The following is a 19,341-nucleotide window of genomic DNA, read 5'->3' as shown; positions in this document are numbered from 1 at the left end:
GCTCAGGACTCTCCAAGCCAGAATGTGTCCGGCATATAGACACCGAAATAGGCGGTCGGGTCGTAGCCGTAGAGCGCCTTGTCAGGCAGATTGCGCAGCCGCGAGGACGCTAGAACCGGCTGATGCGTTCCGTTCACCGTGCCGATCGAAAACACCTGATCGGTGTAGATCGACAGCATTGAATTCCAGATTTCAGCGCGCTCCGTGGCTTCGGTCGATTCGTTCCAGCGCTTGAGCAAAGCCATCAACTCGACCACAGGCGGAAGGTCGGGCGCCTCGCCGACCGTGCCGTGAGACAAGTAGTGAGCACCCCAGAGCGGCCATTGCAACTGGTCGTCGATGGTGGGGGCCAACTGGTACGGGTTCATGTCGGCGGTCGGCACGCCATTGTCGATGCCCGACCAAATCGACATCATGATCTCGCCACCAAGCGCGCGGCTGCGGAAGATGTCTCGCTGCGAAGTCCGGACGAACAGGGCGATGCCGACCTGCCGCCAGTGATCGGTGATGAGTTCGAGCGCGTCGGTTTCCAGCGTGCTCTCGCCGGCCGTTTCCACGATGACCTGCGCCGGGCGTCCATCGGGAAGGATCCGCAGACCGTCATCGTCGCGCGTCTTAAGCCCGACCTCGTCGAGCAGGGCGTTGGCCCGGTCGGGATCGTGGGCGACCCAGGCTTTCGCGAATTCCGGCCGGTAGAGCGGGCTCTCCGGCAGGACAGTATCGGCACTTTCCTGAGCCAATCCGTAGAAGACGGCCAAATTGATCTCGCGCCTGTCCACTGCGAGCGAAAGCGCGCGGCGCACGCGTACGTCGCGAAGAAGGCCACGCCACACCGGGTCGGCACAATTCAGATTGGGCAGCAGCGCCAGCCGCGAACCCTGTGTGCGTTTCCACAGATGCATCTTCACCGGGTAGCGCTTCTCCGCGTCCTTCAGGAAGGCGTAGTCGCTGAAGTCAATTCCCATGCATTGCAGGTCGCTCTCGCCCGCACCGGTCTTGGCGGAAATGATCGCCGACGAGCTGACATTCATGACAACCCGGTCAATGTACGGCAGTTGCCGGCCATTCTCGTCTATTCGATGAAAGAACGGGTTCCGCTCGAAGACGAACTGCTCAGCCGGCGGCTTGGTTCGGTTCCGCCAGGGATCGAGCGTCGGCAGTTCCGGGTTCTCCGGGCGATACTGCCGCGACATGCGGATATGCAGGAGCGTCCATTTCTTGGCCCTGTTCTCCTCCATCAGGCCGGCGAGCCGGAACGGATCCTGGTATTTCTTGTGGAACTGCTTGAGATAGGCGGCCGGCAGGACAAGCGATAGCGGTGAAGCAGCAGCGAGCTTGGGCAGGAAGTCGGGATTGGGCGCATCCCAACTGTAGCGCACCGTCAACGGATCGACGATCTCAAAGCGCGGCGGCTTGCCGTCCGCCAGCAGGGCCGGGGCGAGCCCGCCTTGCGAAAGCTCATCGTTCAGCCAGACATCTTCCCAGCAATAGCGAAAATCCTCCGGCGTCAGCAGGCTGCCGTCAGACCATTTATGTCCTTCCCGTATCTTGAAAGTGAAGACCCGATCATCCGATACGTCGAAACTCTCGAGAATGTCGGGCTGCAGGTTGAGCTTTTCGTCATAGCCGACCAGGCGAGCATAGCCATAGATCGTCATCAGCCGGATATCTTTCTGGGTGCCGATAATCGTGCGCAGCGTGCCGCCATACTGGCCGGGCTGTCGGCCCATCGCAGCGAGATTCACCACGCGCGGGCTCTTGGGCAAGCGTTTGGCGAGTGCCGGCAGCGCCAGGGCCTTCAGCAGCGGCTGAAGAAATTCCGGCTCCAGATCGCCGGCGCGCAACGTGCTCGGCACAAATGCCGAAGCCATGAGTCCAAGGACGGTGCGCCGGCTGATCAATGGCGCAACTCGCTGAAATCGGCCGAACGCCGGGCCAGCACGAGGTGGCCGCCGCCAAGATCGAGCGGCGACAGCATATCCTCGCTGCCCTCGTCGCGGAATTGCGGTCCCCATGCGCTGGTGTCGGAAGCGCCGCTGAGCTTCAGCGTCCTGAAATCCATCGGCCTGTCGAGATCGGGGAAAGGCACTGCGGCGACCAGTGAGCGCGTGTAAGGGTGGATCGGTTTCCTGAGCAGGATTTCGCGCGGCGCGAGCTCGACGATACGCCCGCCGCACATCACCGCGATGCGGTCTGCCATGTAGTCCACCACCGCCAGGTTGTGGGATATGAACAGGTAGGTCAGACCCAGTTCCTTCTGCAGGTCCTTCAGAAGGTTCAGGATCTGCGCCTGGACAGAGACGTCGAGCGCCGAAACCGGCTCGTCGCAGATCAGCAGTTCAGGCCCCAGCGCCAACGCGCGCGCGATGCCGATACGCTGACGCTGCCCGCCGGAGAAACTGTGCGGGTAACGCTTGATGAAGCGCGGATCGAGCCCGATTGCCTGCATCAGGTTCTTGACCATGGCGAGTCGGGACGCGGCATTGCCGCGTTGATGTATTTCCAGCGGCTCGCTCAAGATGTTCTCCACCGTCATGCGCGGTGAAAGCGACGAAACCGGATCCTGGAAAACCATCTGGATTTTCGCGCGTAGCATGCGCAGGGCGTCTGCCTCGCCTTGCAAGACGTCGATCGGTCCGTCGCGGCCGTTGAAGATCACAGAACCGCCGCTGGGAGTGACAGCCCGCATGAGGATCTTGCTGACGGTGGTTTTGCCGGAGCCGCTTTCGCCGACCAGGCCCAGGCATTCACCTCGCTTGATATCGAAGCTCACGCCGTCCACGGCGCGAACAGTGGTTTGATGATCCCCGCCGAACCATCCGGACTTGCGGATGGTGAAGGTCTTTTTCAGATCCTTGACCGACAGCAGGATGTCGTCCGGCCCCTTCGATGCCGGCGCCGTCTGCTTGCCGAGCAGGTTCCCGACATTCACCGGCACCTCGCGGAGCGCCTTCAGCCTTTCGCCAGGCTTCAGGTCGAAATGCGGAACGGCCGCCATCAGGCCCTTCAGGTAAGGGTGGCCTGGCCGGCGGAATATCGCCTCGACAGGTCCCGCCTCCATGATCTCGCCATGGTACATGACCACCACCTCGTCGGCGACATTGGCGACCACGCCGAGGTCGTGCGTGATCAGCAGCATCGCCATGTTCAGCTTGGTCTGAAGCCCGCGCAGCAAGTGTAGGATCTGCGCCTGGATGGTGACGTCCAACGCCGTCGTCGGCTCGTCGGCGATCAACAATGCGGGCCGGCAGATAAGCGCCATGGCGATCATGGCGCGCTGACGCAACCCTCCCGAAAGTTCGAAGGGATACATGTCATAGGCGCGCTTGGGGTTGGGAAAGCCGACAAGGCTGAGCATTTCCTCGGTCCGCGCCTTGCGCTCCGCGCGAGCCATGGGCGTATGAATCTGCAGGGATTCGCTGACCTGGTTGCCGATCGTGTGCAGCGGCGACAGCGATGTCATCGGCTCCTGAAAGATCTTGCCGATGCGGCTGCCTCTCAACGCCCGGATTTCGGGTCCATCATGCGGCATCTTGAGGATATCCTGCGTCGTGCCGGGTTTTTCGGGATCGGAAAACAGGATACGGCCGCGAACATGGGCTGTGTTCGGCAAAATGCCCATCACGGCCTGACTCAGAACCGATTTTCCGGAACCTGACTCGCCCACAAGCGCGGTAACCTTGCCGGGCAGGACGCGAAGATTTGCGCGCCTGACGGCATGCAACGGTCCCCCGATAATGGCAAAGGAGATGCCAACATCTTCGATCCGCAGTAGATCAACACCCAAATTCATTCTCACACCAGCCCCACTCTGGCGGGTCCCAGAAAGCGAGACTAGCGCATTGCCAGCCTAGAGCAACTTGGATTCGAAACGGTCGCCGGTCCCCTGGCGGAACGGGTGACCGGATGCATGCCAAAGGCGTTCGGATCGGATCGTGGCGGTTACTGAAGCTTCGTCGGGTCGCCCGCCGACAGCCGCCCGGCATCGCGATGAAGCAGCATGACCTGCTCGGCGTCCGATCTTCGGTCGTAAATCGGCTCCAGCGTACCGTCTTCATCGACTGCGAGAGCACCCGACAAATCGGGTGAAAGCACCGTCAGCTTCTGCTTGATGCCAACCAGTTCTTCCTTGCCGAGCGTCAACCAGCCGTTGGCGCCGCAATAGCTGGCGAAGTGTTCGCTGGCGAGAACGCTGTGGGGATATTTCTTGGTCAGGGTCTGGAGGCGCTGAACCTCGTTTACAGCCGCGCCGAAGACAGAGAATGTAAGCCGGTCGGTAAGCCCGACATTGCCGAACATCACATTGCCGACATGCAGGCCGATACCAAATTTAATGTCGGACAACGCCTTTTCCTTTCTGCGCAGATTGAGATCCATCATCCGCGCGGTGGCCTTATGGGCTGCCGCGAGGGCAGCCTGGCAGGCGATCTCGGACTGTGAGCGGTGCCTTTCGCAAGGGTAGACGGCAATGAAGCCATCGCCGATGAAACTCATGATCTGCCCGCCGTTGCGATTGAAAGGTGCAGCAACGGCGTCGAAAAACTGGTTCAGCGTATCGATATAGATTTCGCGACCGGAGGTTTCGGCAAGCTTGGACGACCCACGCATATCGGCCATGACCAATGCGGCCCGGATTGTATCGCCCTCGCCGCGCTTGATCTGGCCGTCCAGCACGCGCCTGCCGGCGTCGCCGCCGAGATAGGTGGTCATCATGTTGTCGGCGAGCTTGGTGAGCACCGCCATCTTGGTGGCGATAGCGAGATGGCTCTGGATGCGCAGCAGCGCCGAAATCATACTTTCGCTGAAGCCTGCGGCGCTGTCGGTGGACCAAGACCCCATCATGCCCTGACTGGTGTTGCCGCTGAAGGGATGGACGAAAGCCATGTAATCAGTGACGCCCATAAGCTGCAGGTCATCGAAAACAGGAAACTCCGACAGCACCGACGGGTCGAGTCGACGTCGCAGATGGTCGAGCTTATTGCTGAGCAGATGGTAGTATGGGCTGGTCAGGAATCTGTCAGACGGCGCGCCGGCCTGCTTGCGGAAGCTTTCTACTTCGATGCCTTGGCCGCGAACCCAGGTGAAGCCAAGCGCGTCATAAAGCGGATGAAGCATCGAGAAGCTCAAATGCACCCGCTTCAGCGGCAGGCCGGCAGCAGCCAGCCGTTCGCAAAAGCCATTTACCAATGTTTCCAGGTCGTTGCCCGCCAGTGCCGAGTGGGTCAGCCAATCGGCAACCTTATCCATGAGAATGGTGGAAATTTCTGCTTGCGATGTGCTCATGCTATCTCGAAACCCGTCGAAGACGGAGCCATTATCCTCTGATCTGTCATAACACAGTCCGCCAACGACCCAGCGATAAGACACCCGAAGTCAACGAGGCCGGCTTCGGCGGCAAAAGCGGCGAAGAATTTCCCGGATGACTATCCTTGCTGCCAAGGAGAAGGCGTAAATGCATCTGTGTTTATGGCGTTATGTGGCGAGGCAGCCGGCGGAGTGCAACCACGATCCTGACACTGGGCAAAAAATTCGCCGGCTCAGACGCCGTCAGGCCTTCACCACCGTCTCTCGGACCAGCCCGAGGCGGCCAAAAACATTGCGTGTGTCGACGATCAGAAGGGCGTGATCGGCGATCGCCTGATAGTCGATCGCGTCGTGGTCGGTTGCAACGACGACAGCATCGAAATCCTTCAAGGCCGCCTCGCTCAATTCGACTGACCGACGCCCCTTGATCGCCATATGCTCCCGTGTGGTCGGAATTTCTCTAACGTGCGGATCGTGGAATTCCGCCTTGCCGCCCCATTCCTCGATGAGTTCAATGAGTCGCAATGAAGGGCTTTCGCGGATGTCGGGCACATTCTTCTTATAGGCGAGCCCAATGATGAGAATGCGCGAGCGGCTGAGCGCCTTGCCGCAGCGCCGATCCAGCGCCTTCGCCAGCTCATCGACCACATGACGCGGCATGGCCGTGTTGATCTCTGCCGCCAGCTCGATGAAGCGGGTCGGCAGTTCGTATTCGCGCGCCTTCCACGTCAGGTAGAATGGATCGATCGGAACACAGTGCCCGCCAAGTCCGGGACCAGGATAGAAAGGCATGTAGCCGAAGGGCTTGCTCTTTGCCGCCTCGATCACCTCCCAGATGTCGATGCCCATTGCGCCGAGCACGACCTTCAACTCGTTGACCAGGGCTATGTTGACCGAGCGGAAAATGTTTTCTGTCAGCTTGACCGCCTCGGCTGTCGCTGTGGTGGAAACCGGGACGACGGTCTTGACCACGCCTTGGTAGAAGGCCTGTACGAGCGCCGCCGCTTCAATGCCGTCACCCGCCACGACCTTGGGGATCGTCGCGACTTCAAAGCTGCGGTTGCCGGGATCCTCGCGTTCGGGCGAGAAGCCGAGGAAGAAGTCTATGTTCGACCGCAGGCCGGTTTCTTCCAGTATGGGCTTGATCACGTCGTCGGTGGTGCCGGGATAGGTGGTCGATTCCAGCACGATCAGCTGGCCGAGGCGCAGATACTTCGCGATGGTGCCTGCCGTGTTCCTGACAAAGGAGAGATCCGGCTCGCGGTTTTTCGTCAGCGGTGTCGGAACGCAGATGATGACGACATCGCAGTCGGCCAGTTCGGCAAAGTCCGCGGTGGCGCGGAACCGTCCGCTCGCCACCTGGCCGGCAAGGGCCGTCGACGTCACCGCCTCGATGTAGGAGTGGCCATTGTTCAGGCTCTCGACCTTCTGGGCTTCGATGTCGAAGCCGGAAACCGGGAAGCCGGCGCGTGCGATCGCAACCGCCAGCGGCAACCCGACATAGCCCAGTCCGATCACGCCGACTTGCGCAGCGCGCGTCGAAATCCGGTTCAGTAGACTGTCATATGTCGATCGTGAGGCGTCCAAAAATCTGCTTTCCGCCAATTCGGACAGGCTGTCCGCTTCCATGACGAGGCCACCCGTCCCAAGTACGCCGAGGCATATTGTGGAAAAGCGATTTCCGCAAGCCGTCGTCAGACCGGCACCTTCGCCTTCAAGCTCGCGGCAGCCATCGCATAGCCGCCGGCCGCACCATCGATGAAATGAAGGTGATCGCGCTGCAGCGGCGAAGCGACGAGGCATGTCATCAAGGCCGATTTCTGGCGGTGCAGGCCATAGTTGCAGATGCCCGCCTCTTCCGCCTGTCTCAGCCGGTTCTCGATCCGTCGCAAGACGTCCTCGTCAACGTCGATGGTCATCTTCAAGCCATCGTCGAACTTCCGGAAATCCGAATTGCTGGCGACGTCGCGTTTGTAGATCTTCGGATCGAACCTACCGATGGTCCAGCCAAACCTATCGGTGACAGCCGTGAGCGTCATCAGGAACACAACCCACAACTTCGCCAGCCACCGCCGTCCCGCCGGCGCCGTGGCCCGCGCCTCGATATCGAGGCCGGCGGGCAGTAGACTATAGTTCGGCCCGTCCGCCGGCACCGGGTGGCCATCGCGTTCCTGCCTGCCGGCAAGGGCGATGATGTCGGAAGCCAGAAACTGAAAACCGCGCGAATCGCGCGATGCTCCCGGTACGGCTATGATCGAGACGATTTCGCCATGCCGGGCTTCGATCGGGTTCCAGCGGCAGGAGAGGCCGGTCAGATCCGGACGTGCGCCGGCCGGCGCCGGATCGATGCGATAGCGCCCCGCCTTCATCTCGGCTTCCGCCCAACTGCCGCCGCCGCCGGCGAACATGGCATAGAGAACTGCTTCGGAGGCCTGGAACCTCACCACGCGAACGTCGAGGCCTTGCGCTCTTATGTCCTCTATCGGCACGATTGCGGCGCGCAAGATCAGGTCCAGTTCTTCCGCCACCCATCTCTGGACAGCGGCAAGCGCGTTGCGGGTTATCTCCAGCGCGGAGCCGGGAAACGCCACGAGCGCGCCGTCGCCGCCGAAGACAAAAGGAAGATCTTGCCGACCCAGCGCATTGAGTACAGCCGAAATGACGCTGGCGCCGGCCATATTGACGGTTTTATAGCGTCCGGCCTCGATCGCCTTGGTCGAGCCGACAATGTCTGCGGTCGCCAGCGCCCAGCCATCGGGGAGAGGCCGATAGTTGTCGATGTCGGCAACGCTTTCGAACTTTGCCAACACCGGCAAAGAAGCAACGAACGGGTCGGACGCGACAGCTGTTTCCATGGACATCAGATAGCACATTCCACTGCTTGAAGAGTGAAGTCGATCATGCTTCGAAATTGACTTGCGCCGGCATTCCGATGATAGGGTCCGGCGATGCGAATTGCCTTTTACGCGCCGCTGAAGTCACCCAATGATCCCGTTGCCTCCGGCGACCGCCAGATGGCGCGGACGCTGGTCAAGGCGTTGGAGCATGGAGGGCATAGCGTCGAGCTTGCATCCGAATTGCGCTTTTATCTACGCGAACCGGAGCCGAGAAGTTTCGATGCGCTCAAGATCGTGGCGCGAGAGGAAACCGCGCGGCTGACAAGGCTTTGGGATTGTGACGGCAAGCCCGATCTCTGGTTCACCTACCATCCCTATTACAAGGCACCCGACCTGATCGGACCCGAGCTGGCGTCGGCCTTTGCTGTCCCCTATGCAACAGCGGAAGCCTCCTATTCGAGGCGGCGTAACGCCGGTTTATGGGCCGATACGCAGGCGTTGGTGGCGCGAGCCGTCGGACAGGCAGCGCTAAACATCTGCTTCACACAGAGAGATCGTCAGGGACTTGCAGACGCGATTCCCGGCGCCGCTTTCGGCATGCTTTCGCCATTCATTGACACGGCGGCATACCGGGAAATGCCGGCACGGGGTTGTCCGACCCGCCTCGTTACCGTCGCCATGATGCGCCCGGGCGACAAAGTCGAAAGCTATCGCATGCTGGCGCAAGCGCTCGGTCCGATCAGCCACCTGCCCTGGACCATGTCGGTTGTCGGGGACGGGCCTGCCCGTGACGAGGTCAAAGCGCAATTCGCCGGCTTGCCCGCCGATCGTATCCAATGGCTCGGCGCGATTGAGCCTGCCGCCGTGCCGGATGTCCTCTACGGTGGCGGGATTTACGTCTGGCCGGGTTGCGGCGAGGCCTATGGCGTTGCCTATCTTGAAGCACAGGCGGCCGGCCTTCCGGTGGTGGCTCAAGACATCGCCGGCGTTCCGGAGGTCGTGCGGGATGGCCAGACCGGGATTCTCACCCCGCCGGGCAATGTGGGGGCGTTCACCTCCGCCATTGAAAGGCTTCTGGTCCGTGACGCCGAAAGAACCATCATGGCTGCGGAAGCCAGACGCTTCGTCCTCGCGGAACGTTCCCTCGATGCTGCGGCGGCGCGTCTGGCCGCACTCCTGGCGAAGATCCCGGTGTCATGACGTCCGATCAGATTTGGCAACCCTTGGTGGAAGAACTGGCGTGCCTGCAACGGATGGACCGTAAGGCAGAGTTCTGGCTGCGCGACGATGATGCCGTGGATCCGACGCCTGCGCTTGATCGGCTGCTCGACCTCACCGGTCAATTCGCGGTTCCGGTCACTCTCGCCGTCATTCCGGCCCTAACCGACGAGAAGCTTGTCGTCCGGCTTGACGAAGCGTCGCATGCCACGGTCGCAATCCATGGCTGGGCGCACCGAAATCATGCGCCAGAGGACCAGAAAAAGCAGGAACTCGGCGCACATCGGCCACGCGAAGCGGTGCTCGATGATCTGGCTCGCGGGCTGTCGCACGTAACGGGCCTGCACGGCGCACGTGCCGTTCCGATGCTGGTGCCACCCTGGAACAGGATCGACGCCGGCTTGGTATCCGACCTTGGGTCGGTAGGATTTGCGGCATTGTCGGTCTTCGGACCGCCGCAACCGGCTTCACTGGCGGTCATCAACAGCAATGTCGACATCATGGATTGGCATGGCACGCGCGGTTGCCGCGACCATGGCCTGTTGGTTCAGGCTATCATCGCGCAATTGCGGCATGCGCCCGGCGGCGGCGAACCGGTCGGCCTGCTCACCCACCATTTGGTCCATGATGAATCGGCCTGGCTTTTCCTCGAACGGCTGTTCACGGTGACCGCACGGACTGAAGCCTGCGCATGGCTTCCGATCAAAACACTGATCGGGCGCAGCGCCGGTAGACCAATTCCAGGAAAAGTGTGAGCGGTTTTCCGTCCGGAATTGCGTCAAAACAAGAAGATAGAGGAAAATAGCTCAGCGCGCTTTGCGCGATGAGGCCGGAAATTCGAGCGTCTGGCCATCCCGCGCGGCAAAAGCGCCGGCAAACCTCACCTTGGCCAATTTCTCGATCTCGTCCAGTTCATTGTCGGTGCGTGCCGGATCGTGGTGAAACAGCGCAAGCTTCCGCGCACCGGCCGCCTCGCAGAGCTTGACGCCCTGTTGCCACGTCGAGTGCCCGTTTCCACGGCGGTGTTCCATTTCCTCCTCGGTGTAGGTGCAATCGTAAATGACGAGGTCGGCATCTTCGATCAGGCCGAGCACCGCCTGATCGAGCTTGCCCGGCTCATGCTCGGTGTCTGTGATCACCGCCACGACGCGGCCGCCCCATTCGACCCGGTAGCCTATGCAGCCGCCCGGATGGTTGAGACTGCCCGTTCGGACCACCACCCCTTCGCGCGGCCGAAGCACGTCTCCGGATACAAAATCGCGGCAGTCGATAGTTGCCTTGCAGATATCGAGCCTCACCGGAAACCACGGCGGCCGCATGAATTCATCGACCATCTGCCGGGTCGTCGTGCGTCCTGCTAGGTGGCCGGACCAGAGCCTAACCTTGACGCTCCGGTCATAGATCGGCTTGAAAGCCGGCAGCCCAATGATGTGATCGTAATGGCAATGGGTGAAAAACAGGTCGAAATCGGTCACGCCCGAGGCCTGAAGCGCCCTGCCGGCAGGCCGCAGGCCAGAGCCCGCGTCGAACAGAAGCGTATGCCTGCCGCATCGCATCTCGATGCAGATCGTGTTGCCGCCATAGCGGGAGAATTCTGGCCCCGATACCGAAATGCTGCCGCGGACGCCCCAAAATCTGACCAGGAAAACGTCGTCGTCCATGCTAGCCCTTCACAGTCCAGTCGCCCATGGTAGCCGGTGTCGTCACTACGGCAAGGATCAAGCGCGCGTCACTCGTTACTTGGCGCTCCGTGCGTCGATTAGATCCGCGGTCGTATGGCTCAGGCGATCGGCGAGGACCCGCACCATCTCGATGGTCATGTCAGGGAACTCCCTCATAAGCCTCAGGAAATGATCCTTGCGGATTCTCAAGGCTTCCAGCGGACTTGCGGCTTTGACGGTGGCAGTGCGATTGCTGTTGCACAATATGGCGATCTCGCCAACGATCGAATTTGGCACCAGTTCGGCAACTTTTATCGGTCCGCTGTCGGAATCGACCAAAATATCCGCCTTGCCTGAAAGGATGACATAGGCGGCGTCTCCCTCGTCGCCCTGCCGGAAAAGAATCTGGCCGGCGCTGTAGCTTACGCGATCGGATGTGAACGCAAGCAGCTTGAGCTTTGCCGGCTCTATGCCGGAGAACAAGGGAACGCGTTGCAGCATTCCAACCTCATCCTTGAGCAGCATTGTCGCAAACCTTCCCAACATTCACGCCTGCGAGACTAGAACAACCGACGCCCAGATGGAATCAAATCTGCTTGCGGATAGCGGGACGAACCACGCGAAACGTGGCGAGCCCGATCAGCCGAAAACCATAATCCCTTGACCTTGCGGTAAGTTCCCACCGGCAGAATGATCCTCTCTGAATGTCCAATGCTCTATGACAGCAGTTCCTTGAAAATACCGTCCCCTGCCAAAAGTCCCTCGTGTGTTCCGTCTTCCACCAAACGACCCGAGTCGAAGACGACAACGCGATCGAACATCATCGCCATTGCCGGATTCGTCACGACCCACACAATTGCCGGCGAATGGCCGTCGCGTCTGGCTTCCTCGAGCACGTTTTGCAGCACCTTGTCCTGTACGCGCTGGTCGAGCGCAGACAGCGGCCGGTTGAGGATGAGAAAATCGGGACGCTTGAGCAGGGCCCGGGCAACATCGAGCTTCTGTCGCTGTCCACCGGTCAGCCGCCTGCCGCCGGCGCCGACGTTGAAGTCCAAACCGACATCCAGCAGTTCGGCATAAAGCCCCAGTTCATCGAGAATGTCATAGACGATGGAGCGTATTCGGTCCGGCGCGTCGGGGTGGTTGCTGCCCAGACGCCCGAACAGGACATTGTCCATGACGGTAGCCGCGGCAATGTATTTGGCAGGATCGTACCGTTCGACCGCGTTTTGCAACTCGGGCGGCAGGTCTTCATAGAACCGGTTGCGTGCGGCGACGATGTTGTTCATCAATTCGTCGCTCAGCAGGCCGAAGCGATGCCGGGGCTCGATATAGGCAAAGCTCAAGGTGACGATCATGGCGCGGTCGCTCTCCGAAACCGTCTCGTAGGGACGGTTCTTGAGCCGTTGCAGCAAGGTTTCGTAGGCGGGTATCTCCTCGGCGCTCATGAAGGTGAGTTGCTGGAAGAACGGGTGATCGGGCGGCAGGTCGGCAAACAGCTCGATCGCCTGTTCGGCGATCTCCATGCCCATTTCGTAGAGCGTGCGATCGAGGCCGGCTTGCCTCAGCACGGAAGCAAAATAGGGATTTGCCGCCAGAGCCCTGTCGGCCAGATCCGGGCCGGCGGCAGCGCCGAAGAGCAGGTTCTGGCCGATCGTTGCTTCCTTGTTGTAGGCGCCCGGTTCGAAAGGAACCACCAGTCCGCTCAGCCCTTCGTGTTCCAGCCGGGCTCGCAGCGCCGCGCGCAGTTCGACGATACGCCTGGCAAGCTCCGTGTGACGCGTGAGGTCGGCCGAAGAGCGCAAGCCAAGATCCAGAATGTCGCGTGACAGAACAACCGCGTCGAGCACGCGGCGCACGGCTTCAAAGAGGTCGTGCGGGCCGGTAGCGCCGGCGGAAGCATAGTTGATCCAGTCGCTGTGGATATCGAGATCCGGATTGCCCGACCGGCTCGCCTCGCTGATGTTCCAGCGGCGCTGGTCTGCGGCGACACCGTCATAAGTCACCGATGTCAGCGGCGCATGCTTCAACCCGTAGAGCAGGTTGTCGCGGAGGCTTGCCTGGAACAGGAAAACATCCGACGAGGCATAGGACATGCGCCGGCCGGTCACTGCCTCAGGGAGTTCAAGCAGGTCGTCGGCGCCCGAAGCGACCCTTCCGCCGTTCGGCCAGTTCAGTCGCGCGAAGGCCTCCGCAAGCGCCTCCGCGCCACCTGTTGCGGTGCTGACCAGCGCCACCGTCTCGCCCGGCTTGACCTGGAGGGAGACACGGTCAAGGAGCATTGCACCGCCATCGTCTGCCATGGACAGGCTGATCGCCGACAGCGGGTTGGTCATCGGACCGGGATCGTCGATCGTCAATGCCCCGATTCTCGGCGCAATGAGACCCTCGACCGTGAACTGTTCAACGACCTGCTGATATTTGACCTGGACATCCTGCCGGTCCTGATCCCAGTCGATCAGTTCCTTCATCGGTCCAGGCAGGTCCTTGTAGGCGCCGATCACGGCCACGAGCTGGCCGACGTCCAGCCGGCCCTGGATAACCAGATACCCGCCGACCATGTAGAACAGAAACGGCGTGACCTGCGCGAGGAAATTGTTCAGGAACTTCACCATGAATTTCCATTGGTAAAGATCGAAGCGGATCTTGAAGATGAGCCCGAGCCGGGCAGCTATGTCGGCGCGCTCGTAGTTTGATGTATCGTGGACGTGAACCGCGCCGATGCCGTCGACGATTTCGCCAACGCGGCCCGAAAGCGCGCGCGCCGTCAACTGCCGTTTGCGCCCGAGCACGATCAGCCGCCGCCGCATTCGCGGGATGAGCACGATCTGGATCGCCACGATCACGGCCGCTATCATTCCGAGCCAGAAGTTCTGGACCAGGATGAACAGCATGGCCGTCAGCGCCTGGCCACCGAGCAGCACCGGCTGCAGGAAGGCATCGCCGATGAAGCCGCCCAGCGGCTCGACCTCGTCCTTCACCATGGTTGCCACTTCGGCGGATTTCACACGCGTGAAGTAACGGGGCGGAAACCGCAGCACACGATCGACCAGATCGAAGCGGATACGCCGCAGCATGCGTTCGCCGAGCCGGCCCTTGTAGGTGTTGATGTAGAGTTTGAACAGGCCGTTGATGACGACCAGCAAGAGGAACACAAGGCTCAGGGCAAACAGCGTCGCCGTGCGGTCGAGCTGAAAACCGGAGAAGAACTGGACCTCTCCAATGAACGGCAAGTTATAGTGGAGCCTCATGAATGACTGGGTCGCGCCCGGTTGCTCGAAGCCTCTACCTTGGATCGGGCCGTTGACGATCAGCTTCGGCAGGTCAAAGGACATGAAATACGGGATCATCGAAAGCAAGACGATAATCAATATCCAGAGCTGCTGCTTCTTGGTGTGCGTCCAGATATAGCGGGCTAGGCTGGCTTCCATATGCGACTGCGGACCTTCAGTTTAAGGAACAAAGTAAAAGTACCAGCCGGTGAACGGCGCATCGGCAATCATCGCCGGCGACACGTTCGAAGCCTGCGAGGCGGCTTGGCGGGGCAAGATTGCGTTGTGTCGCCCGAAATCCCAACGTACAAGGCGAATATGATGGATGTTACGCAACCGCGCAATGCCGGCATGGACGGGCACGAGCAGGCCTTGGACCTCACGCGGGGGATTGCTGCCTATGTCAAACACCCTCTCGTGGCAGGGCTGGCGCGTGTCATCGCCAAGCATCCGAAGGCCGACATCGCCAACGCCTTTAACCACAAGCAGGTCGCCTGCAAGATGTGGGCGCTCAACAAACTGTTCGAAAGCTGCGGCGGCCGGTTCGGGCGCATATGGGTTGTGGGTGGATGGTACGGTATATTGCCGGCAATGCTTTTCAACGACGCCCGCTTCGACGTCGCGGCGGTTGACAGCATCGACATCGACCCCGAAGTCGCGCCGGTCGCCCGGACCCTCAACCGGGAAGCCGGCGACCGGTTCCGGGCGCTGACGGCAGATATGTACGCAGTCGACTATGCGGCCGGGCCGTCCGACCTGATAGTCAATACGAGCTGCGAACACATCGCAGATCTGCGCGCCTGGCTTACCCTGCTTCCGCGGGGTACGAATGTACTGCTGCAATCCAACGATTATTTCAGCGAGCCGACACACATCAACTGCGTGGCTTCACTCGCAGCCTTCGAAGCAATGGCGGCGCTACGGGAGATGCGGTTCTCCGGCGAACTGCCGACAAAAAATTATACGCGCTTCATGCTGATTGGAACTGTTTAAGCATTTCGCCCAAAAGCGCGTAGCGGTTTGGACAACGACATGCATCAAAACAAAGACTTAAAGCGCGTCGACTGAATCCGTTTCAGCGCGACGCGCTTTAGGCTCCGCCGTCTGCTTGATCATGTCCTTTTTCCGAGACCGGACCCCATTTTTAGGGACCATGTTCGATGCCGCTCGCGCAGGATTTGCGCCGAGTGACGCGCCCCTTCCAGATCGAGACGATGCGCGGATGGCGTCGGTGCCACAAGCGCCTGTTCGATCGCCTGCGCCAAACCTTCGGGCGTCAGGTCCTTTTCCATCAGCACCGTTGCAAGACCGAGTTGTTCGAGCATCAGGGCGCGAACCGTCTGTTCGGTTTCCCCGCCGGCTGCAAATGGAACAAGCAGGGAGCGACAACCCGCGCGCAGGACATCGCAGACCGTGTTGTAACCCGCCTGCGAGACCGACAGGCGGGCGCCCGTCAGCAGGCTGGCGAAATCCTCGCGGAACCGGAAGATGGACAGACCCGGCGTGGCATCGCGTGCGATCGCGTCAAACTCGTCTTTCGGCAGGTTTGGGCCGGTGATCAAACACCATTTCCAGCCGTTGTTGGCATTCCGCGCCGCTGCGACGGTGGAGCTGACAAGGCTCTTTCCGGCAGCTCCGCCGCCAACCGACACCAGCACATCGAAGCGCTCGGAGGCCGCGGGCGGTGGCGGCGCAGCAACGAGGCCTGTATAGGCAACCTCGGCCCTGATCGCCCCAGCCAGTGGAAATGTCTTGTCGATGGTTGCGAAAGCCGGATCGCCGTGGACCATGACAAGGTCGAAATGCCTGTTGATGAGATCGACCGTTTCCTCGTTTCGGCCCGGCTTGACGCGTTCCTGAAGGATATCACGGACGGAGGTCGCCAGCAGCGGTCTGGGCGACGTCGCGTCGATGGCCTCGATCAGCGGCAAGAGTTCGAAACGCATCTGCCGGCGTCCAAATGGAAACGCCTCGACGATCACGATATCGGGCCTGCAATCCCGGAATGCCTGCAGCAGCATCTCTGAACGCCGCTTCTTGAAATCGTCGTCGATGGGTTTGCCCTGCAGGTCGACAAGTCCGGAAAATCCTTCATCGCCGGAGGTGACAGGTGGCAGGGTTACAGTTTTTACCCCTGGTCCCGGAAACCCCGCGATCGGCGCGCCGCCGGTCACGACGGTTACGTCAAACCCGTCATCGACCAGGGCCGCTGCGATGCGGCTGGAGCGCGCGAGATGGCCGATGCCGAGCAGGTGCTGGACATAGAGGAAAGCGCGCAGCTGCTTCAATCGGCGGCCCGCCACTCGCGCTCGAACAGTTCCTTGAGCTGTCCAATGCTTGCCATATGATCGAAATTGCCGCGCACGCGCCGCTCCGCGGCGTCGCCGAGACGGGCGCGCAGCATGGGATCACGGATCAGGCGCTCCAGCGCCTGTGCCAGGGCAATTGGGTTTTCCGTCGGAACCAGCAGCCCGGTTTCATCCGGCGATAAAAGCTCCGGCACGCCGGAAATATCGGTCGACACGCAGGCAAGCCGCTGGCTGGCCGCCTCCACCAGAACATTCGGCAGACCGTCCCGGTCGCCATTCGCGGTGATCCTGCAGGCCAGGGCGAAGATGTCGGCGCGGCGGTAGTGCTCAAGCACCTCCTCCTGAGCAAGCGCGCCCTTCCAGGAGACGCGGCCATCCAGTCCGAGCTTTTGCGCCAGCGCCTTGAGCCGTTCCAGGTGCTCGCCGCCGCCGATATGCTCGAAACGCCACGCCAAATCGCCAGGCAAGAGGGCAAGGGCCTGCAGCAAGGTATCGTAACCTTTCTTTTCAACGGCGCGCCCGACGCTGAGAATGATGACCGGTTCGTCCGGCGCCGAGCCGTCATGCTGCTTTCGCGCCTCGCCGAAACTGCCGAAGCGATCAAGGTCGAGCCCATGATAGCTCAGATGCACGGACGACTTGCCGTTGGCGAGTTCTTTCAGACGGTCGAAACCGGTTTTCGTGCAGGTGACCGTCCAGCGCGCGGAGGAGAGCTTGCCGGCCAGATCCCAGTCCGCCGAAGTCCAGATGTCCTTGGCATGGGCCGAGCAGCTCCACGGCAGGCTGCGAAGCTGGCTGGCATAGCGCGTCACCGATGCCGGCGTGTGCGCGAAATGTGCATGCAACCATCCCGCGTCTTCCGGCCATTCGGCCGCCAGCACGAGCGCTTGCCCGAAGCGGCGCACGCGATTGCGCGTAAAGTCGCGGGGGAGATCGGCAGCCAGCGATCCGAGCGCGCGCCAGAGGCCCGGCCGCAGCAGATAGGCGAACAGCGAGCGAACCACGCGCAGCGGCTCTTCATGCAGATATTCCGGCAGATAATGGACGGGCGCTTTGATCTCGTCATGCACGGGGTGGCGTTTTGCGTCGGTCGGCCGCCTGAGCGCGACGAGTATCAGGTCGAACCCCGCGCGCTCCAGACCGAGCAGTTCCTGCGCGATGAAGGTTTCCGACAGCCGTGGATAGCCCTTTAGAACCACGACGATCTTGCGGCGTCGCAACTCAGTTCATTCCTTCAATGACCGAAAGGTGAGGACTGGCCCGCCGGTCGAGCAGTTCCGCGACGATTTCGGAAATATGGGGCAGCCCTTCCAGCCTCAGATGCGGATTGCTCTGGGATGGGCGGGGCCGGTCCGGCAGCATCACCAGCGCATCGGCAAACCGCTGGGAATCCTTGGCTTCTTCCGGCAAAAGCATCTCGATGAGGCCGAGTTCGGCTGCGCGCCGAGCGCGGATCAATTGCTCCTCCCGAGGCTCGGTGCGCGGCACGATCAGCGCCGGCTTGTCGAAAGACAGTATCTCGCAATAGGTGTTGTAACCGCCCATCGCCACTACCGCCTTGGCCCCTGCAATCAGGTCTTCCATGCGGTTGTCGAACTCGATGATCTTGATATAGGGGATCTTGGCCCCCTTCTTGAGCAGCTTGTTGCGCTTGCGTGCCGGCATGTAAGGCCCAAGCACGATCAGCGCCCTATGCTGCAATTGCGGGTCCTGCTGATAGGCATCGATGACGTCGTGGATCAGTTCCGCGCCGTCACCGCCGCCCCCGGTGGTAACGAGGATATACTCGCCCTCGGGCCGGTGGCCGGGCAACTCGATCCGCTGCAGGCTCCGTTGCAGGAAACCGACGAACCTCATCTTTGCCCTGACAGCCGGCGGCACATCCAGGCCGGTCAACGGATCGTAGAAATCCGGCGGGCCATAGGCCCAGACCTTGTCGTAGAACAGGCCTATCTTGCGCATCACATCCCTGCGTGCCCACTCTGCTTCGAGCAGATGCGGCGCATCCATGACCTCGCGCAGACCAAGCACGAGCGTGGTACCCCGCGTCTTGAGGTAGGACAAAGTATCCTCGATCTCACCGCGCAGGCCGAGCGGTTCCTTGTCGACGATGAAGATATCCGGCCGGAAGGTCTCGGCCGTGTGGCGGATGATCGACTGCCGCATCCTCAGCGTCTCATGCAGATCGATATCCTTTTCCAGCGAGGTGTACTCGCCGTTGCGCAATTTGATGACGCTGGGGATCTTCACGAAGTCGACGCGGGCGCGATAGTCGAAGGCACCGGCGATAGGCGCGCCTGAAATGATCAGCACCTGAAGTCCGCGGAAATCCTCGACCAGCGAATGCGCGATCGTCCGACAGCGCTGCAGGTGGCCGAGCCCGAACGTGTCGTGGCTGTACATGAGAATTCGAGCGTCTTGTGCGTGCTGGGTCATTGTTGAACGTCTTTTAGAATTCTCGTTTTGAGGACCGTGGGCGACCCGGAATTCGAAACCATCCTCGCGGGTCTACCGACCTGCTTTGAACATGAGGACGCAATTTTTTCAATTGTATTACTCAACGTCTGCCCAGCTGCCATGCGCATCAGATGCAATCCCCAGCGCATCAGCCTCGTCGGTCTTGTTGCGCCGTGCGCGGCACAGAGCCTGGCGTCGACGATTGTGCTTTCGAGCTTTGCCTGAGCGAAAGAGCTATGTCCTACTTCAATTGATGTATGCCTCCTCTTCAAGCATATGCTAA

The 19,341-nt window shown here is 61.0% G+C and carries 15 protein-coding genes; 4 read left to right on the top strand and 11 right to left on the bottom strand.

Going from position 1 to position 19,341, the window contains the following annotated elements; all coding sequences use genetic code 11:
- Positions 1-2 precede the first annotated feature (2 nt).
- From EOA29_RS00805 to EOA29_RS00785, 5 genes are all read right to left on the bottom strand, one after another.
- Positions 3-1,901 carry an ABC transporter substrate-binding protein gene (locus EOA29_RS00805; protein ID WP_127220060.1) on the bottom strand — a complete coding sequence of 633 codons (1,899 nt, stop codon included), beginning with the start codon at positions 1,899-1,901 and terminating at the stop codon, positions 3-5.
- On the bottom strand, positions 1,898-3,793 hold the full coding sequence (locus tag EOA29_RS00800; RefSeq protein WP_127220059.1) for an ABC transporter ATP-binding protein: 1,896 nt from the start codon (positions 3,791-3,793) through the stop codon (positions 1,898-1,900). Before EOA29_RS00800 ends, EOA29_RS00805 begins: the two co-directional genes overlap by 4 nt.
- 149 nt (positions 3,794-3,942) lie before the next feature.
- On the bottom strand, positions 3,943-5,283 hold the full coding sequence (locus tag EOA29_RS00795) for an adenylate/guanylate cyclase domain-containing protein (protein WP_127220075.1): 1,341 nt from the start codon (positions 5,281-5,283) through the stop codon (positions 3,943-3,945).
- 264 nt (positions 5,284-5,547) lie between these two features.
- Entirely contained in the window at positions 5,548-6,891 is a 1,344-nt protein-coding gene (locus EOA29_RS00790) for a nucleotide sugar dehydrogenase (RefSeq protein ID WP_127220058.1), read from the bottom strand.
- Between the two features lie 107 nt (positions 6,892-6,998).
- A complete protein-coding gene (locus EOA29_RS00785) occupies positions 6,999-8,159 on the bottom strand; it encodes a DUF3095 domain-containing protein (protein WP_126095634.1) in 1,161 nt (386 codons plus the stop codon).
- 93 nt (positions 8,160-8,252) lie between these two features.
- On the opposite strand from EOA29_RS00785, the gene EOA29_RS00780 reads away from it, so the two are divergent.
- Both EOA29_RS00780 and EOA29_RS00775 read left to right on the top strand, forming a co-directional pair.
- The gene (locus EOA29_RS00780) at positions 8,253-9,341 is read left to right on the top strand and encodes a glycosyltransferase family 4 protein (protein ID WP_127220057.1); all 1,089 of its coding nucleotides are present in this window, start codon (positions 8,253-8,255) and stop codon (positions 9,339-9,341) included.
- Entirely contained in the window at positions 9,338-10,114 is a 777-nt protein-coding gene (locus EOA29_RS00775; RefSeq protein ID WP_127220056.1) for a polysaccharide deacetylase family protein, read from the top strand. Before EOA29_RS00780 ends, EOA29_RS00775 begins: the two co-directional genes overlap by 4 nt.
- A gap of 51 nt (positions 10,115-10,165) precedes the next feature.
- On the opposite strand, the gene EOA29_RS00770 is transcribed toward EOA29_RS00775, so the two are convergent.
- The 3 genes from EOA29_RS00770 to EOA29_RS00760 form a co-directional block, all read right to left on the bottom strand.
- Positions 10,166-11,020: an MBL fold metallo-hydrolase gene (locus EOA29_RS00770; RefSeq protein WP_127220055.1), complete on the bottom strand. Its 855-nt coding sequence runs from the start codon at positions 11,018-11,020 to the stop codon at positions 10,166-10,168.
- Between the two features lie 75 nt (positions 11,021-11,095).
- Positions 11,096-11,545 (bottom strand): cyclic nucleotide-binding domain-containing protein, encoded by a 450-nt coding sequence (locus EOA29_RS00765; RefSeq protein ID WP_126090201.1) that lies wholly within the window; start codon positions 11,543-11,545, stop codon positions 11,096-11,098.
- 191 nt (positions 11,546-11,736) lie between these two features.
- Positions 11,737-14,451, bottom strand: a complete 2,715-nt coding sequence (locus tag EOA29_RS00760) for an ABC transporter ATP-binding protein (RefSeq protein WP_127220054.1) — start codon at positions 14,449-14,451, stop codon at positions 11,737-11,739.
- 162 nt (positions 14,452-14,613) lie between these two features.
- Here EOA29_RS00760 and EOA29_RS00755 point away from each other — a divergent pair, with 162 nt between their 5' ends.
- Positions 14,614-15,285: a class I SAM-dependent methyltransferase gene (locus tag EOA29_RS00755; RefSeq protein ID WP_126090203.1), complete on the top strand. Its 672-nt coding sequence runs from the start codon at positions 14,614-14,616 to the stop codon at positions 15,283-15,285.
- Positions 15,286-15,404: 119 nt separating this feature from the next.
- Here EOA29_RS00755 and EOA29_RS00750 read toward each other — a convergent pair whose 3' ends face one another.
- From EOA29_RS00750 to EOA29_RS00740, 3 genes are read right to left on the bottom strand one after another with little or no spacing between them, the layout of a single operon-like run.
- Positions 15,405-16,580 (bottom strand): glycosyltransferase family protein, encoded by a 1,176-nt coding sequence (locus tag EOA29_RS00750; protein WP_126090204.1) that lies wholly within the window; start codon positions 16,578-16,580, stop codon positions 15,405-15,407.
- Positions 16,577-17,821, bottom strand: coding sequence for a glycosyltransferase (locus EOA29_RS00745; RefSeq protein WP_126090205.1), 1,245 nt, complete (start codon positions 17,819-17,821; stop codon positions 16,577-16,579). The genes EOA29_RS00750 and EOA29_RS00745 overlap by 4 nt, the downstream gene beginning before the upstream one ends.
- A gap of 1 nt (position 17,822) precedes the next feature.
- Positions 17,823-19,037 carry a glycosyltransferase family protein gene (locus EOA29_RS00740; protein WP_126090206.1) on the bottom strand — a complete coding sequence of 405 codons (1,215 nt, stop codon included), beginning with the start codon at positions 19,035-19,037 and terminating at the stop codon, positions 17,823-17,825.
- 36 nt (positions 19,038-19,073) lie between these two features.
- Between EOA29_RS00740 and EOA29_RS41055 the strand changes: the two genes are divergently transcribed.
- Positions 19,074-19,283, top strand: coding sequence for a hypothetical protein (locus EOA29_RS41055; RefSeq protein WP_189478783.1), 210 nt, complete (start codon positions 19,074-19,076; stop codon positions 19,281-19,283).
- Positions 19,284-19,341: the final 58 nt, after the last annotated feature.

Source organism: Mesorhizobium sp. M1E.F.Ca.ET.063.01.1.1 (assembly GCF_003998155.1).
In the GTDB taxonomy this organism is placed as follows: domain Bacteria; phylum Pseudomonadota; class Alphaproteobacteria; order Rhizobiales; family Rhizobiaceae; genus Mesorhizobium.
Note: the sequence above shows the minus strand (reverse complement) of the source record. Positions and strands in the feature narration are given on the sequence as shown.

Excerpts from the sequence above, each read along its gene's own strand:
- EOA29_RS00770 (WP_127220055.1), bottom strand. The coding sequence starts at position 11,020 with ATGGACGACGACGTTTTCCTGGTCAGATTTTGGGGCGTCCGCGGCAGC.
- EOA29_RS00780 (WP_127220057.1), top strand. The coding sequence starts at position 8,253 with ATGCGAATTGCCTTTTACGCGCCGCTGAAGTCACCCAATGATCCCGTT.
- EOA29_RS00785 (WP_126095634.1), bottom strand. The coding sequence starts at position 8,159 with ATGGAAACAGCTGTCGCGTCCGACCCGTTCGTTGCTTCTTTGCCGGTG.
- EOA29_RS00740 (WP_126090206.1), bottom strand. The coding sequence starts at position 19,037 with ATGACCCAGCACGCACAAGACGCTCGAATTCTCATGTACAGCCACGAC.
- EOA29_RS00795 (WP_127220075.1), bottom strand. The coding sequence starts at position 5,283 with ATGAGCACATCGCAAGCAGAAATTTCCACCATTCTCATGGATAAGGTT.
- EOA29_RS00755 (WP_126090203.1), top strand. The coding sequence starts at position 14,614 with ATGGATGTTACGCAACCGCGCAATGCCGGCATGGACGGGCACGAGCAG.
- EOA29_RS00765 (WP_126090201.1), bottom strand. The coding sequence starts at position 11,545 with ATGCTGCTCAAGGATGAGGTTGGAATGCTGCAACGCGTTCCCTTGTTC.
- EOA29_RS00760 (WP_127220054.1), bottom strand. The coding sequence starts at position 14,451 with ATGGAAGCCAGCCTAGCCCGCTATATCTGGACGCACACCAAGAAGCAG.
- EOA29_RS00775 (WP_127220056.1), top strand. The coding sequence starts at position 9,338 with ATGACGTCCGATCAGATTTGGCAACCCTTGGTGGAAGAACTGGCGTGC.
- EOA29_RS00800 (WP_127220059.1), bottom strand. The coding sequence starts at position 3,793 with ATGAATTTGGGTGTTGATCTACTGCGGATCGAAGATGTTGGCATCTCC.